Source organism: Empedobacter brevis NBRC 14943 = ATCC 43319, assembly GCF_000382425.1.
GTDB lineage: Bacteria > Bacteroidota > Bacteroidia > Flavobacteriales > Weeksellaceae > Empedobacter > Empedobacter brevis.
Window position 1 is genome coordinate 83,466 of sequence record NZ_KB908303.1, and the last position, 15,027, is coordinate 98,492.

Below are 15,027 nucleotides of genomic sequence, written 5' to 3' on the forward strand. Positions count from 1 at the left end.
TTATTTGTTTATATTGGGAATAATTCTTCTTAATTCATTGATCACCTCTTCTCGGCTACTTTCTTCTTTCATTACAATCAATACTGTATCGTCTCCTGCTATTGTTCCGATAATTGTATTGAAATGAGTATTATCAATTTCAAAACCGATTCTGTTAGCATAGCCCGGTTTAGTTTTTATAACACCCAAGTTTTTTGAAAAAACCAATGTCATTTGTTCGTTATGTGTGACAGTTGGTGTCGCAACAGGGTTCTCTGTAAGGCGATAAATGTATTGTCCTGAAGCATTAGGAACTTTCGAAACTTTCAATTCGCGCAAATCTCTGGATAAAGTCGCTTGAGTAATTGAGATATCTAAATCGATTAGTTTTTTTAATAATTCGTCTTGATTACTTATTTCTTGATCTGTTATTAAATCTTTTATAATCTGGAATCTGTATTTTTTATTACTCATTTTGAATATTTATTCGGAATTTTAGGCAAATATACTCATTTTAGACAAAAAAAAACCTTAGCTCGTATATTTATTCACTTTCTTTTTTATTCTCGTTTTGTTTTGCACGTTGTGCATACTCATCATCAAGGTTATCATAAACCAAACCTGTACAAATACAACGTTCACGATCGTTATCCATCAAGATGTGGTAATTTTTACAACTTTTACAGCCATTCCAAAATTCATCCGATTGCGTTAATTCTGAAAAAGTTACTGGCTTGTATCCTAATTTTGTGTTCATACGCATTACAGCTAAAGATGTTGTAATACTAAAGATTTTTGATTTCGGGAACTTTGTACGTGACAGTTCAAAAACAGCATGTTTTATTTCGCGTCCAATTCCTGAACTCCTTAAATCTGTACGAACAATTAAACCTGAGTTTACAACGAATTTTTCTTCTTCGTAAGTTTCAATGTAGCTAAACCCTGCCAATTGATCATTATCATCAAAAGCTATCACAGCATTTCCATTGCGCATTTTGCGCTCTAAATAAACCGGATTTCGTTTAGCAATACCCGTTTTTCTCATACGAGCGGATTCTTCGTACCATTCGCACAACAATTCTGTGTACTTGGCATCATCTGCATTTGCTATTCTAACATACATAATTTAAGGGAAAGTCGATTAATAAAGAGGAATTGGAAACAGATGACCATTTGTCATCATACTTAAGTAAAATATGAGAACCCGAAAGGTCGCTTTCTGTTAGAAAGCTATTCTCATAATTGAGAAGAATAATTTCAATAATTTCTTCCATTAATCAACAAGATATTCAGTTATTATACTGAGATGCAAAGTTAAATATTATATTTTTGTATCACCAAAAAAAAGCAAACAAAATTTACATATTTATTAAAATGTTGAAAATTATAAAAATAGGAGGAGGAATTATTGATGATGAACAGGAACTAGAACAATTTCTACACACCTTTACTGAAATTAAAGGACCAAAGATTTTAGTACATGGAGGAGGAAAAGGTGCTTCTAAAATGTTAAATCAATTAAACATTGAACCTAAAATGGTAGAAGGACGTCGTATTACAGACCAATCAACCTTAAATGTTGTTACAGGTTTGTATGCAGGTAATCTGAACAAATCTATTGTTTCCAAATTACAAGAATTTGGTTGTAATGCTTTAGGCTTATCCGGCGCTGATGGAAATGCAATCAAAGGTTCTAAACGTCCTGTGAAAAAAATTGATTATGGCTTTGTAGGAGACCTGAATGATGAAAGTGTAAACAAAGAACTCTTTCAGTTATTAATCAATAATAATATGACACCTGTTGTATGTGCCATCACCCATGATGGAAAAGGTCAACTGCTAAACACAAATGCTGATACCATTGCCTCTACACTAGCTGTTGCAATGTCGAAACAAAACGAAGTAGAGTTAAATTTCTGTTTCGATAAAATAGGTGTACTTCGTGATGTAAATGATGACTCAACATTAATTCCAAAAATTAACGAAACTTTATATTTGCAGTTAAAAGAAGAAGGTGTAATTTTCGAAGGAATGATTCCGAAATTAGACAATTCATTCAAAGTAATCAATGCGGGTGTAAAAAATGTATGTTTAGTGCACGCGCGCAACATTAACTCAGAGATTAAAACCATTTTATGTTAGAATTAGCTGTTCTCAAAAAGAAAGCTGTCGATTTATTGTGTCAACTAATCGAAACCCAATCTTTTTCTAGCGAAGAAGATAAAACAGCCGACATTATTTTCAAATTTTTAACTGATCATGGTGCTACGGCTCACCGTCAGGATAACAATGTCTGGAGTATTCATCCAAATTTTGATGCGAACAAAAAAACGATTTTATTAAACTCCCATCACGATACTGTAAAGTTTGGTTCTTCTTGGACTTATGATCCGTTAAAAGCGACAATAGAAGGAGATAAATTAGTCGGATTAGGCAGCAATGATGCAGGAGCATCTGCGGTTAGTTTATTGGCTGCTTATATCAATTTTCTGAATGAGGATTTACCTTATAATTTAATCGTTGCTATAACAGCTGAGGAAGAAAGCTCTGGTCAATTAAATGTCGCAAGCATCTTACCAAATTTACCAAAAATAGATTTGGGAATTGTAGGAGAACCTACACAAATGGATATGGCAATTGCTGAACGTGGTTTGGTTGTAATGGATATTACAGTAAAAGGAAAGACCGGACATGCAGCACGTAACGAAGGTGTAAATGCGATTTATGAAGCGATTGAAGTTATGAATTGGTTGAGAACATATCAATTTGAACGAGTTTCAGATATGTTAGGCCCGGTTAAAATGACTGTCACTCAAATTGAAGCTGGAAAGCAACACAATGTTGTTCCGGATGAATGTCGCTTAGTTGTTGACTGCCGGGTGAATGAATTGTATTCTAATCAAGAGGTCGTTGATATTGTTGCCAGTTGTTTACCAAAAGCTGAGGTAAAAGCTCGTTCCTTACGTTTAAATTCATCTCGTATTTCAGAGAATCATCCAATTGTACAAAAAGGAATTGAATTAGGCTGCATGACTTATGGTTCGCCAACGATGTCTGATCAGGCTATGATGAACTTCGAAACTGTAAAAATGGGACCTGGAGATTCTGCTCGTTCACACACACCTGATGAATATATTTATTTATCAGAAATAGAGCACGGCATTGAACGTTACACAAGTTTATTAAAAGATTTTACATTTTAAAGTAAACAGAATATTATATAAAAAATGCTTCAAACAGTTTGAAGCATTTTTTATTGTCTATTTATTACTGGAAATAAAAAAGAGGCTAAATTATTAGCCTCTTTTTTTCTATGGTGAAATTAAGTTTTACTCAATTTGCATTTTAACTGGAATGTTGAAATTCAACTTCGCAGCACGACCATCTTCTGTTTGTGCAGGTTTGATCGTTTTTCCTCTTCTTTGTTGACGTTGTGTAATACGCTCTAAAGCTTTTCTAGCTTCAGGACCTAACTTCGCGTCACCCATTGGAGAAATTCCTACAATTCGACCTTCCGTATCAATTTGGAAAGTTAGCTTAGCTGATACAACACCTGTTCCCTGACCTGCTTGATCATTCGCAAAATCTTGTAACTCGTCTTGTAAATCAGCAGATAATTTTTTCGATAAACAATCAGTTGCAGCTTGTTTACCTTTTGCAGCTTCTTTCTCACATCCCGGATACACCGCCATAATAGCAGCTGTACGTGCCGTTACTGTTGCAGGAGCAGCTGGTTTATCACCTTTATCCTCCGTTTTAGGAGTTTGAGTTGTATTTTTAGGAGCTTCTGGGTTTAAATTAACCGGACCTCCACCAGTTTGTCCTGACGATTCTTTCCCTTCACGTTTTTCAAAAGATAAATCTTTACCAACCAACTCTTCTTTAGGAGGAATAGTTTCCTCTTTCTTTGGCTGTTCTTTTGGTTCAGGCATTACAAATTTTTCTTGTGCCGTTTCCTCTTGATAATGATTTTCTTGTTGTTCTGGTTCCGGTTCTGGTTCTGGCTCAACTACTTCTTCCTCTTTTGGAGGTTCAGGCATATTTAAATCCTCTAGTTGAACATCTACCACAACATCTTTATTCTCTTTACTTTCAAATAATCCAGTTCCTGATGCATAAACTGCAAAAGCAATAATTGCAATGATGATTAACCCGCGTAAGAATGCTTTAGCCAGAGTACTCTTTTCAGACATTCTCATGTCATAAGCTCCGTACGCTTTATTTCTACCTTCAAATACAATCTCGTCTAAGGATTTTAGTTGTTTGTTATTCTCTGACATTTGAATTCTTTTAAATTTAACAAATAAACTAATTATTTACCTACTTTTTCATCGTACACCTTTTGCTCTTCAGGTGTTACTTGAACGATACCGTATCGAGTAGACTTCGTAATCTCCATTTCATCTAACACATTTACTAAATTATCATAAGATGCTTCATCCATCGGTTTGATAATCACTGTAAACTTCTCTTTATCACTTGCTCTTGATGCTGCAGTCGTAATAACTTTACGAATCCCTTCAGCAGAGTAATCAGTTTCATTTAAGTTACCGGCATTTAATTTACCAGCCTCTTGTTGATACCAAAATAACTTGTTATCCTTCGCTACTAAAACAGTAACAGAATTTTCAATTTTAACTTCTGTTGGAGGAACAACATTTTCAGGAATCTTTGGAGGCATATTCAAGTTCATTACATTTGGTTTGATCGAAGTCGCTGCAAACATAAAGAAAGTAATTAATAAGAAACCTAAATCAACCAAAGGAGCCATATCGACTGTCGTCGAATTCTTTTTGGAACGGACTTTTTTTCCGTCGCCAGTATCTTGACTTTGTATTTGCGCCATTTATTTAATTTCTTAATAATTATTCTTGAGATGTAATTAACTGGAACTTATTCATGTTCTTTTCTTGTAACTGATGGATCAACGTTTTGAATTGTTTGTATTCAGATTGTTTATCCCCTTTAATTGCCAAGAAAATATCTGGGTTCACTTCTTTTGCTTCAAATACCCAATCAATCAATTCTTGATTTTTATTCGGTATCGTATCTAATGGAATACCAGGATGATATTTTTGTTGTTTATCAGCAGGCTGATTCAAATAATTTCTCATCTCATTCATTGGTACACCAAATTCCACTATGCTTTTGAATGCATTCTTTTCAGCATCTGTAAACTTCACTCCGTACTTTTCACCCATTCTCTCTAATGCAGGAATACGATCTTTTTCTTCTAATCCGAATAAGAATTTTCCTTTATCATCGATTTTAATAATCATCATGTTTTCTGATGCCATTTTTTGGTTCGAAACAGATGTTGGTGTAACTACTGGAACAACTTCAGGTTCTCTAAAGTTAGATGTCAAAATAAAGAAAGTTAACAAAAGCCAAGCCATGTCAGACATAGCTGTTAAGTCCATTGAAGGACCCCTTCTTTTTGGTTTTACTCTTGCCATTTTCTCTGTATTATTAATTAATATTCTAAATTATTTATTGATTTGATTTTGCCCTTATACTGTTATTCTAAGGCTTTCGTCAACGAATATTAATTGTGAGCAGAGAAAGATTGTTGGATACTCATTCCTACTTCATCAATTTTGAACGTTAAATCGTCAATTTTAGAAGTTAAGAAAGCATACATAATAATAGCGAATGCAGATGCACCAATACCCATACCTGTATTAATTAAGGCTTCGGCAATACCTACAGATAATTGAGCTGCGTCTGGAGATCCTCCTCCTTCTCCTAATGCGAAGAATGCTTTAATCATCCCGATTACAGTACCCATTAAGGCGATTAACGTACCTACAGATGCAATTGTAGAGATGATTGTCATATTTTTCTCTAATGTAGGCATCTCTAAAGTTGTAGCCTCTTCTAATGTTTTACCTAACTGAGCTAATTTTTGCTCTTTATTTAAAGTTGTGTCGTTTTCTAAAGCTTTGTAAGTAGTTAAACCTTCTTTTACTACATTACCAATAGCTCCTTTTTGTTTGTCACATAATTCGATTGCTTTGCTGATTTCGTTTTTGTTCAATAAAGCACGAACCTCGTTCACAAATTTTTCAGCCGAACCTGTACCTTTTGCTTTGTTTAAAGCAATAATACGGTCAATTGAGAAAACGATTACCATAAAGAAGAATGAAATCAAAAATGGAATGATCACCCCCCCTTTATAAATAATTCCCAAGAAATTTAATGGGTGACCTTTTGCTGAATCTCCACCTTCAAAATTACTTGCTTGTCCAAATAAACCATAGAAAACTCCCATTGCTAAAGCAATTAAAATGATCATAGTAATCACAGGGTTAAGACCTCCCTTTTTAGTTTTAGCTGGTACTGTTACATTCTTTTCCATTTACTAATTCTTTTAAATATTATGATTTTTATTAATGTGGGTGTAAATTAAGTGAAAATTTTTTAATTCTTCTAAATTTTTTATGTTGTTATGTCATTAAATTTTAATTTCGTTCGAAATCAATACTGTTTTTTACCGAATTGATAATTTAATTAATCAAAACAGTGCAAAATAGATAAACAACCTTTTAATTTTGAATAACTTTAACTTTCACAAAAATTAACCTATCGCAAATTTATTCAATAATTATACATATTTATATTTTTTTTTAAGAATTAAATTATTATTTTGACTTTTGCACTTCAATATTATCAAGTACTATGAAAGTTTGTATCGCTGAAAAGCCAAGTGTTGCCAAAGATATCGCCAAAGTAATCGGGGCCAATCAAAAGAATGATGGCTATTACGAGGGAAATGGCTATCAGGTTACATGGACTTTCGGTCATTTATGTACCTTAAAAGAACCACAAGACTATACACCTGAGTGGAAAAGTTGGGATCTCAATTATTTACCTATGATTCCCTCTAGTTTTGGAATTAAACTAATTGAAGATAAAGGCGTTTCGAAACAATTTAAAATTATCGAACAGCTTGTAACAAATGATCAGGTTGAAGAAATTATTAACTGTGGTGATGCCGGCCAGGAGGGAGAATTAATTCAACGTTGGGTTTTGCTAAAAGCAAGAGCAAAAGCACCAATGAAACGTCTTTGGATTTCATCTTTAACAGAAGAAGCTATTAAAGATGGGTTCGAAAATTTAAAGGAGGGAGATAAATATTTCAATTTATTTTCGGCAGGCCAAGCACGAGCGATTGGCGACTGGTTATTAGGCATGAATGCCACACGCTTATTTACTAAAAAATTTGCACCTCCCAAAACTGTCCTTTCTATTGGGCGTGTACAAACTCCTACTCTCGCAATGATTGTACAACGTCAAAAAGAGATCAATGCTTTTGTAGTAGAAGAATATTGGGAATTAAAAACAATTTTCAAAGAAGTTGAATTCAATGCAACAATTCCTCGTTTAAAATCTGAAGAGAAAGCAAAACAAGGGTTAGATTTTATTAAAGACAGAACATTTGAAATCATTGATTTCGAAGTCAAAGAAGGACGTGAAAAAAATCCACGTTTATTTGATTTGACTGCTTTACAAGTAGAAGCCAATAAAAAATATGCATTTTCGGCAGAGAATACATTAAAATACATTCAAAGTCTTTACGAGAAAAAATTTGTGACGTATCCTCGTGTAGATACGACCTATTTATCAGAAGATATTCACCCAAAAGTTCCCGGAATTTTAGATAAATTAACTGCTTATCAAAATTTGGTTGCACCATTAATGACACAACCAATTCCAATGTCAAAAGCAGTTTTTGACAACACTAAAGTAACTGATCACCATGCGATTATTCCAACAGAAATCTTTCCCCAGGGATTATCGAATGAAGAAAAACGTATTTACGATTTAGTCGCTCGACGTTTTATTGCTGTTTTTTATCCTGAATGTAAAGTTGCCAATACAACCGTCGAAGGAAAAGTAGAAAACACTGGTAAAGACGGACTACTTTCTGCGATTTATTTTAAAGCTACGGGAAAACAAATTCTCGAAATGGGTTGGCGTGAAGTGTATGCAAAAGATAAAAAGGACGAGGAAAAAGACGAGGAAAAAATAATGCCTATTTTCGAAATTGGAGAAAAAGGCCCTCATGAACCTTTTATTCACAAAGGGAAAACAACTCCTCCAAAACATTACACTGAAGCAACTTTATTACGCGGAATGGAAACGGCGGGAAGACAAGTTGATGATGAAGAAATGCGTGAATTAATGAAAGAGAACGGAATTGGTCGTCCTTCTACACGTGCAAATATCATCGAAACATTGTTTCGAAGAAAATACATCGAGAAGAAAAAACGCAATATTATTGCGACACAAACCGGTATTGATTTGATTGATACCATTCAAGACGAATTGCTGAAATCTCCTGAATTAACAGGTGTTTGGGAACGAAAACTACGTTTGATTGAAAAAGGTGAATATGAATTAGAGCAATTCAAACAAGAATTAATCGAAATGGTTTCTAAATTAACTTTCGATGTAAAAAACAGTTACTTTAGACCGATTGCCTCACATCAAACTTCTGTTCAAACAATAGAAAAACCGAAGAAAGAACGTAAACCAAAAGAAGAAATCAACCTAGAAGATGCAACTTGTCCCAAATGCAAAACACATCTATTAGTGAAAGGGAAAGCAGCTTATGGTTGTGCTAATTTTAAAGAATGTGGATTTAAAATCCCATTCGAATTCATGGGTAAAAAATTAACGGACAAACAAATTTTAGATTTACTTACCAAACAAAAAACAGGTAAAATGGCAGGTTTGATCAATCCTGAAAATGGAGAAAAAATGACAGGAAAAGCAATCCTTGGAATGAATTTCGATTTGGAATTTGAAAAAATGTAAAAAAATATTCTTCATAAAATATTATAAAAAAGTCGAAGCTCAAGTGGAGCTTCGACTTTTTTATAATATTTATCTAAATAATTGTTGTTATATGTTTTTCTGAACATTTACCTTATCAGTTTATGCAAAACTAAATTTAGTTTATTAACTAATTTAATCCCTAAAAAACCAAATTGCTCCTCCAGCAAAAACAGCAACTGATAATAATATTAGAAAAATATTGCTAGTTGCTAAATCTCCTCTAATATGATTTTCTTCAATTAATTGCTTATTATTCATTTTCATTGAAATAATTCGTTTAGCATTATTATTTTGAATATTTATCAATTTTATTAATACTGAATCTTTTAAATAGTGTGTTGAATCTATGAAATTATGACCAAAAAAAGATAAATCATCGTCATAAAATATATAATTACGATTTACAAACTGATAATATTTCACTTGGTGTTTACCTTCCCTATAATAATCCACTAAAATCGAATCATCTACATATACAGAAACTTCTTGCACATTAGATAGTTCTTTTTCGTTGTTTGTTTTCTTGTTGTATCCTATCATAAATAGGAAAATACTTACGATCATTACGAAAATCAAGTTTCTTATTTTCTCTAACATATTATTATGAATACTTCTCTAACGTTTCCCTCAAAATTGTTTTGACTTTTTCTTTCAGTTTTTTTGGTTCGATAATCGTAACCGAACGACTCATTGAAAGAATTTCGCTGATAAAATCTTCTGTCAAAAACAATTCTAACCCAATTAAAACCTCATCCTGTTTAATTTCCAAGACATGTTGAGATTCATGCAATGGTAAAGACTCTAAATAAGCCGCTTGTTTTTTGGTAACAGAAAGGATAATTTTTTCAGGTTTTTCAGAGCTTGGCACAATAATTCCGAACGAATATTTGTACTTATCATTGTAATTAAACTCAATATTATCATCTATTTTTTCTTTTAGAATGGCGACTTTATTCATTCGTTCTAAACCAAAGTTTTTGACGATTCCTTTGTCATCTGCAATCAAATACCAACGGTTATCGTGCTCTCTAATCGCAATTGGTGAAACTTTACGAATTGTTTCTTTTTCTTCTCCAAACTTTTGATAATGAAACTCGATTTTCTTTTTTTGCTGGATTGCCTGTACAATATCAGGTAAAAATTCAGCTCGTTTTGGTTTTCTTTTTTCCAAATAGACTATTGACTCGAGTGAATTGGTCAATTTCAATGCAGAAAAACTGTTGATCTCCTCTAAGGTTTTCAAAAATAAATCGGAACTGTAATCGTCTTGAATAATATAATATCCGCGTTGGCTTCTGCTGTACATTATATCAATACCAAGAATATTTCGAATTTCGCGGATATCACGTTGTAATGTTCGTTTAGAAAAATTAAATTCTAATGTATCGTCTTGAATTTGTAACATCCCGAACTCTCTTTCCAAAAAACGTTCTAACTCTTCATAAGAGCAATATTTTTGTTGAGAAAGTTTACGGACAATATTAAAATAACGTGCGATATATCCCTGTTTTGACATTGAATTGTAAGTATTTGAACAAACTTAAGTGTTCTTCAATTAAAAACAAAAAAAAGTAACATTTCGTAAGGAAATGTTACTTTTTTTTCATTCATAAAATGAAATATTCGAAAAACGGACTTTTATTTTTTAGTTTTTTTCACTTTCTGTTTTACATCTTGTGCTGCCGGTTCTGCAATTACAGCTGCACTATCTATCGTAGCTGTTACTGTATCTACTGCCGCAGTTGGTCCTGCTACAGCCGAAGCTCCTGCCTCTTCTACTTGGGCTGTTTCAATAAAGTTTGAAATTTTATTAATAATTTCTGTATTTGAAGTTGGTTCGTTCTTCACCTTTACACTTAAAAAGATCGATGGGGCTAAATTATCCTGAATATAATTTGAATCATTTTGGTATACACCATCATTTTTTACAGAAGTTGAATTTAAATTATCTGCTAATTCTCTTGCTACTTTGAATGTTTCTTCAAAAGCAACATTTTGTTTAGACACTACTGCCGCCACCTTATTTGTATTATCATCCGTTTTATCAAAACTTAATGTCATAATCAACTCTGGCTTTAGGCTATCAATAATTGCTCTTTTTTCTTCTTCTTGCAATCCTTTCGTCAAATCTTTCCAAAGAATAACATTTACATTTTCTTTGTTTAAAGATTCTATTTTTGCCTTAAATTCTGTTGCGATGTTAGATCCAGATGCTGCAGCAATATTATCTACAATATCTAAAATAACAACTTTTGGTGCATCGTCAACAATTGTATATGATGATGTTACCACTGGAATTTCATTCTTGGTTGTAAAAGAGAAAGAAACTAACCCTATTGCTACAACTCCTAATACTTGCGTCAATTTTTTCATAATAAATGTGTTTTGTTTAAAAATGATACTTTTTAATAGTTAGTACATCTTGAGACTTTGCAGACACTGTTCCGAAAAATCTTAATAAATCCTAAGAAATGTTATAATTTTCTTAATTCACTGTATTAATGAAGCTTCCAGAGAAGTAGAGTTTATTGTTTTATACAACGTATCTACTACTAAAAATAAAAAAAAGCTCAACAATGTTGAGCTTTTTTACTATTTACATGCAGCAATAATCTGCACAAAGTCGTCGTATTTTAATGATGCGCCTCCCACAAGGCCTCCGTCTATATCCGGTTGAGCAAAAATTTCGTTTGCATTTTGAGCATTTACACTTCCTCCGTATAAAATACTTGTTTGATTTGCTACGTCTACTCCAAACTCATCTTTCAAAACTTTACGAATAAATGCATGAATTTCTTGTGCCTGTTCGGGTGTAGCTGTTTTTCCTGTTCCAATTGCCCAAACTGGTTCATAAGCAATAATCAAACGGGAAAGATTTTCAGAATTTTGAGCAACCAAAGCTTCCATTAGCTGAGTTTTTACAACTTCAAAATGTTTATCGGCCTCACGTTCTTCTAATTTTTCTCCCACACAAAGAATGGGGTTAATTTGATGTTTGAAAGCTTGCTTTAATTTCTGAGCAATGATAACATCTGTTTCACCTTGGTATTCTCTACGTTCAGAGTGTCCAACAATTGCAAAATCTAATCCGATGCTGTCCAATTGCTCAGCTGAAATATCTCCTGTGTACGCCCCTTTTTCATGAGCAGAAATATCTTGTGAAGAAACTTTTATATATTGTTCGTCCACCGCCTCTAATAATGTTTGCAAATAAATAGAAGAAGGTGCTACAATCACTTGAGCTATTGGTTGGTTATCCGCTACCCAAGCATTAAGATTTGTCGCCAAATGAATTGCTTCTTCATAGTTTAAGTTCATTTTCCAGTTTCCTGCTACGATTCTATCACGCATAAAAAAGTGTATTTTATTTGATTTTGGTTTTAATATGTACTGCAAGATAATTATTTCTCTCGAAATTATAACCTGATTTATTTTATCCTAACTCGAGGATCTAAAATTCCATAAAGAATATCAACCAAAATATTAATTACAATAAACATGACTGCGATAACCAAAACAGCTCCCATTACAATTGGTAGATCTAATGTATTCAGTGCATTCACTATTTCTTTTCCTAATCCATTCCATCCGAATACAAATTCCACAAAAACAGAACCTGCTAACATTGAAGCAAACCAGCCAGAAATTGCTGTAATCACAGGATTTAAAGCATTTCGTAAAGCATGTTTTGTGATGACGGTTTTTCTAGATAAACCTTTTGCAAACGCTGTACGGATATAATCCTGATTTAGTACTTCTAACAATGAATTTCGTGTCAACTGTGTAAAAACTGCCAACGGTCTGGATCCTAGAGTAATTGCAGGAAGAATTAAGTTTTTTAACATCAAATGCTTTCCTTCACCTAAATCATCCACCTCATATAAACTACCTATCATATTAAGCCCTGTTATATCATGTAATAAAAAGGCAAAAATATAGGCTATAATAATCGCCGAGAAAAACGATGGAACACTCATTCCAAAACTTGTTATAACTAATAATAAACGATCTAACCACGTATCTTTCATTAAAGCAGAAACAATTCCTAAGGCTACACCAATTATTGTTGCTATAATAATTGCTGCTATGGCTAAAACCATTGTATTGGGCAAAGTTTCTCCTATAATTGTACTTACACTTTTCCCTTGTTTTTGAAATGACTCGCGTAAATAAGGTGCTTTCAACACCATTTCATTTGTCCCAAAATCAATTAATTTACTATACTTATATTTTCCTGAACTTAACGATGTATACGTTGTGTTTGTTTCATCTGTATTGTGAAAGGAAATTGGTGAAAGATCATTTAAATAGAATGCATATTGTTTCCATAAAGGCTGATCCAACCCTAAATTCTTACGAATCTGTGCTAATTGTTCAGGATCTTCTTTTTGATCAAGCATCATTCGAGCCGGATCTCCCGGCAGAACAGAAAACATTAAAAAAACAACTGTAACAACTCCGAAAAGTGTTAAGAATCCGTAGAAAATTTTATTTAAAATATAATTGATCACGTCTTAAAATAAGTCTTCTAATTGATGAATTGAAGGAAAATCATTGTCATGGTATTTCGCTTTCACTGTTCCTGTTTCTAAAATCATCACACCTGGATTTGAACGAATAATAGTTTTCATCGTCGTTTGATCCATAAAACAATTTTCAATCTCTAAACCCGGAACCGGATTATTCGAAACAGTTGTGACCGTATACCCTTTTGATTTTGCATCTTTACCAAGAATATTCAGCTTCTCAATTTGTTTTTTATCTATCTTTTCGACAAAAGGAACGATAAAAATTAAAGCTTTAGGTGCATTTAATATTTCTGAAGTTTTATCGACTCCATTGCAATCAAAACTAAAATCATGAATTGGCGGTTCGTATCCTTTTTTCTCGACAACCGTACGTGTTTTATCTTCTTCTATAACCCAAGGTGTTCCGTGTTTGTACCATTTATCATCAGCAATATATTGCGCATCATCAATTTCTACTACTTTTCCATCAACACTATTTCTCATGGTATAAATTGTCTTATACGTCGTCGGTTTTAATCCCAATTCTTGTGGAGATTTCATTCCTTCTATCAAATTTTTTCCAACTGCATAAGGTCGAAAATCTATAATTGGTAAATGATTAATTCCTAAATAAGCGATAATTGCAGAAGTCAAAATCACAATAGAATTGATTGTATAATTTGCTTTTTCAACAAACAATGGTTGAATATATTGTTGTCCAATCACTAAAATTACAATCAACGCCAACAATACCACATCTTTGTAAAATGATGTCCAAGGTTCTAGTTTCAATGCGTCACCAAAGCATCCGCAATCTGTCACTTTATTAAAATAAGCTGAATAAAAAGTTAGGAAAGTGAAGAAAATAATCGTCAATAATAAAGCAATTGTTGTAAATCTTTTCCAAACACCAAGCAACAATAAAACACCTAAAACAATCTCAAAAATAGAAAAGAATGTTGCTAGAGGAAGACTCAAACTTTCTAAGAAAGGGATATTAAGAACAGTTGGCGAAAAATATTCTTCCAGTTTGAAACTTAATCCGATTGGGTCTACATTTTTTACAAATCCCGAAATAATAAAAATTACTCCAACTATAATTCGGGCAAATTGTACGATATATTTCATGACATTTTCTTTTCGTTAATTAAAATCATTGCAAAAATCGAATAATTAATCATATCCAAATAATTTGCATCCAAGCCTTCTGAAACAATAGTTTTTCCTTTATTGTCTTCAATACTCTTCGTACGCAAAACCTTTTGATAGATTAAATCTGTAATCGAACTTACACGCATATCCCGCCAAGCTTCTCCATAATCATGGTTCTTTTTGATCATCAAATCGTGCGCAATTCCTGTGTACTTATCATAAAACTCGATCGCTTGTTCCGCCGTTAAATCCGGTTGATCTGCGAAACCAAGTTCCAATTGAATCAATGCCATAATGGAATAATTAACAATCGCAATAAATTCGCCTTCTTCATCTTCGTCCACCAAACGTTCTGTTGCTTCTTGCAATGTTCGAATTCGATTGACTTTGATAAAAATTTGGTCTGTTAATGATGGTAAACGCAACACGCGCCAGGCCGGACCATAATCTTTAAGTTTTTTTGTATAGAGATCTCTGCAAAGAGAGATAATTTCATTGAATTGAATTGAGGTATTTTTCATAATTTCGTTTCGATTTCAAAAATAAT

Annotated in this window: 16 protein-coding genes; 3 read left to right on the plus strand and 13 right to left on the minus strand. The window is 32.9% G+C overall.

Features of this window, described 5'->3' with window-relative positions:
* Both H277_RS0116100 and H277_RS0116105 read right to left on the minus strand, forming a co-directional pair.
* Nucleotides 1-453, minus strand: coding sequence for an arginine repressor (locus H277_RS0116100; protein WP_019976652.1), 453 nt, complete (start codon nt 451-453; stop codon nt 1-3).
* A 70-nt stretch (nt 454-523) separates the two neighbouring features.
* Nucleotides 524-1,102 (minus strand): GNAT family N-acetyltransferase, encoded by a 579-nt coding sequence (locus tag H277_RS0116105; RefSeq protein WP_019976653.1) that lies wholly within the window; start codon nt 1,100-1,102, stop codon nt 524-526.
* 251 nt (nt 1,103-1,353) lie between these two features.
* Between H277_RS0116105 and argB the strand changes: the two genes are divergently transcribed.
* A complete protein-coding gene (argB, locus tag H277_RS0116115) occupies nt 1,354-2,121 on the plus strand; it encodes an acetylglutamate kinase (RefSeq protein ID WP_019976655.1) in 768 nt (255 codons plus the stop codon).
* Entirely contained in the window at nt 2,115-3,182 is a 1,068-nt protein-coding gene (locus H277_RS0116120) for a M20 family metallo-hydrolase (protein ID WP_019976656.1), read from the plus strand. Before argB ends, H277_RS0116120 begins: the two co-directional genes overlap by 7 nt.
* 126 nt (nt 3,183-3,308) lie before the next feature.
* Here the strand turns inward: H277_RS0116120 and H277_RS0116125 are convergent, their stop codons facing one another.
* From H277_RS0116125 to H277_RS0116140, 4 genes are all read right to left on the minus strand, one after another.
* Nucleotides 3,309-4,259: a hypothetical protein gene (locus H277_RS0116125; RefSeq protein ID WP_019976657.1), complete on the minus strand. Its 951-nt coding sequence runs from the start codon at nt 4,257-4,259 to the stop codon at nt 3,309-3,311.
* Between the two features lie 32 nt (nt 4,260-4,291).
* The gene (locus H277_RS0116130; RefSeq protein ID WP_019976658.1) at nt 4,292-4,825 is read right to left on the minus strand and encodes an ExbD/TolR family protein; all 534 of its coding nucleotides are present in this window, start codon (nt 4,823-4,825) and stop codon (nt 4,292-4,294) included.
* A 19-nt stretch (nt 4,826-4,844) separates the two neighbouring features.
* Nucleotides 4,845-5,435, minus strand: a complete 591-nt coding sequence (locus H277_RS0116135; protein WP_019976659.1) for a biopolymer transporter ExbD — start codon at nt 5,433-5,435, stop codon at nt 4,845-4,847.
* A gap of 89 nt (nt 5,436-5,524) precedes the next feature.
* Nucleotides 5,525-6,337 carry a MotA/TolQ/ExbB proton channel family protein gene (locus tag H277_RS0116140; RefSeq protein ID WP_019976660.1) on the minus strand — a complete coding sequence of 271 codons (813 nt, stop codon included), beginning with the start codon at nt 6,335-6,337 and terminating at the stop codon, nt 5,525-5,527.
* 320 nt (nt 6,338-6,657) lie between these two features.
* Between H277_RS0116140 and H277_RS0116145 the strand changes: the two genes are divergently transcribed.
* The gene (locus tag H277_RS0116145; protein WP_019976661.1) at nt 6,658-8,799 is read left to right on the plus strand and encodes a type IA DNA topoisomerase; all 2,142 of its coding nucleotides are present in this window, start codon (nt 6,658-6,660) and stop codon (nt 8,797-8,799) included.
* A 153-nt stretch (nt 8,800-8,952) separates the two neighbouring features.
* Here H277_RS0116145 and H277_RS0116150 read toward each other — a convergent pair whose 3' ends face one another.
* The 7 genes from H277_RS0116150 to H277_RS0116180 form a co-directional block, all read right to left on the minus strand.
* A complete protein-coding gene (locus H277_RS0116150; RefSeq protein WP_019976662.1) occupies nt 8,953-9,360 on the minus strand; it encodes a hypothetical protein in 408 nt (135 codons plus the stop codon).
* A gap of 61 nt (nt 9,361-9,421) precedes the next feature.
* A complete protein-coding gene (locus H277_RS0116155) occupies nt 9,422-10,336 on the minus strand; it encodes a helix-turn-helix transcriptional regulator (RefSeq protein ID WP_019976663.1) in 915 nt (304 codons plus the stop codon).
* 122 nt (nt 10,337-10,458) lie between these two features.
* A complete protein-coding gene (locus tag H277_RS0116160) occupies nt 10,459-11,193 on the minus strand; it encodes a hypothetical protein (protein WP_019976664.1) in 735 nt (244 codons plus the stop codon).
* Nucleotides 11,194-11,412: 219 nt separating this feature from the next.
* Nucleotides 11,413-12,171 (minus strand): triose-phosphate isomerase, encoded by a 759-nt coding sequence (gene tpiA / locus H277_RS0116165; protein WP_019976665.1) that lies wholly within the window; start codon nt 12,169-12,171, stop codon nt 11,413-11,415.
* Nucleotides 12,172-12,248: 77 nt separating this feature from the next.
* Nucleotides 12,249-13,331: an ABC transporter permease gene (locus H277_RS0116170; RefSeq protein WP_019976666.1), complete on the minus strand. Its 1,083-nt coding sequence runs from the start codon at nt 13,329-13,331 to the stop codon at nt 12,249-12,251.
* A gap of 3 nt (nt 13,332-13,334) precedes the next feature.
* Nucleotides 13,335-14,456, minus strand: coding sequence for a BT_3928 family protein (locus tag H277_RS0116175; protein WP_019976667.1), 1,122 nt, complete (start codon nt 14,454-14,456; stop codon nt 13,335-13,337).
* Nucleotides 14,453-15,001 carry a DUF1599 domain-containing protein gene (locus H277_RS0116180; RefSeq protein ID WP_019976668.1) on the minus strand — a complete coding sequence of 183 codons (549 nt, stop codon included), beginning with the start codon at nt 14,999-15,001 and terminating at the stop codon, nt 14,453-14,455. Before H277_RS0116180 ends, H277_RS0116175 begins: the two co-directional genes overlap by 4 nt.
* Between the last annotated feature and the right edge of the window lie 26 nt (nt 15,002-15,027).

Bases quoted from the DNA above. Each gene is read 5' to 3' on its own strand.
- H277_RS0116145 (WP_019976661.1), top strand. From the start codon at position 6,658: ATGAAAGTTTGTATCGCTGAAAAGCCAAGTGTTGCCAAAGATATCGCC.
- H277_RS0116120 (WP_019976656.1), top strand. From the start codon at position 2,115: ATGTTAGAATTAGCTGTTCTCAAAAAGAAAGCTGTCGATTTATTGTGT.
- H277_RS0116180 (WP_019976668.1), bottom strand. From the start codon at position 15,001: ATGAAAAATACCTCAATTCAATTCAATGAAATTATCTCTCTTTGCAGA.
- H277_RS0116100 (WP_019976652.1), bottom strand. From the start codon at position 453: ATGAGTAATAAAAAATACAGATTCCAGATTATAAAAGATTTAATAACA.
- H277_RS0116155 (WP_019976663.1), bottom strand. From the start codon at position 10,336: ATGTCAAAACAGGGATATATCGCACGTTATTTTAATATTGTCCGTAAA.
- tpiA (WP_019976665.1), bottom strand. From the start codon at position 12,171: ATGCGTGATAGAATCGTAGCAGGAAACTGGAAAATGAACTTAAACTAT.
- H277_RS0116175 (WP_019976667.1), bottom strand. From the start codon at position 14,456: ATGAAATATATCGTACAATTTGCCCGAATTATAGTTGGAGTAATTTTT.
- H277_RS0116105 (WP_019976653.1), bottom strand. From the start codon at position 1,102: ATGTATGTTAGAATAGCAAATGCAGATGATGCCAAGTACACAGAATTG.
- H277_RS0116135 (WP_019976659.1), bottom strand. From the start codon at position 5,435: ATGGCAAGAGTAAAACCAAAAAGAAGGGGTCCTTCAATGGACTTAACA.
- argB (WP_019976655.1), top strand. From the start codon at position 1,354: ATGTTGAAAATTATAAAAATAGGAGGAGGAATTATTGATGATGAACAG.
- H277_RS0116130 (WP_019976658.1), bottom strand. From the start codon at position 4,825: ATGGCGCAAATACAAAGTCAAGATACTGGCGACGGAAAAAAAGTCCGT.
- H277_RS0116160 (WP_019976664.1), bottom strand. From the start codon at position 11,193: ATGAAAAAATTGACGCAAGTATTAGGAGTTGTAGCAATAGGGTTAGTT.
- H277_RS0116125 (WP_019976657.1), bottom strand. From the start codon at position 4,259: ATGTCAGAGAATAACAAACAACTAAAATCCTTAGACGAGATTGTATTT.
- H277_RS0116150 (WP_019976662.1), bottom strand. From the start codon at position 9,360: ATGATAGGATACAACAAGAAAACAAACAACGAAAAAGAACTATCTAAT.
- H277_RS0116140 (WP_019976660.1), bottom strand. From the start codon at position 6,337: ATGGAAAAGAATGTAACAGTACCAGCTAAAACTAAAAAGGGAGGTCTT.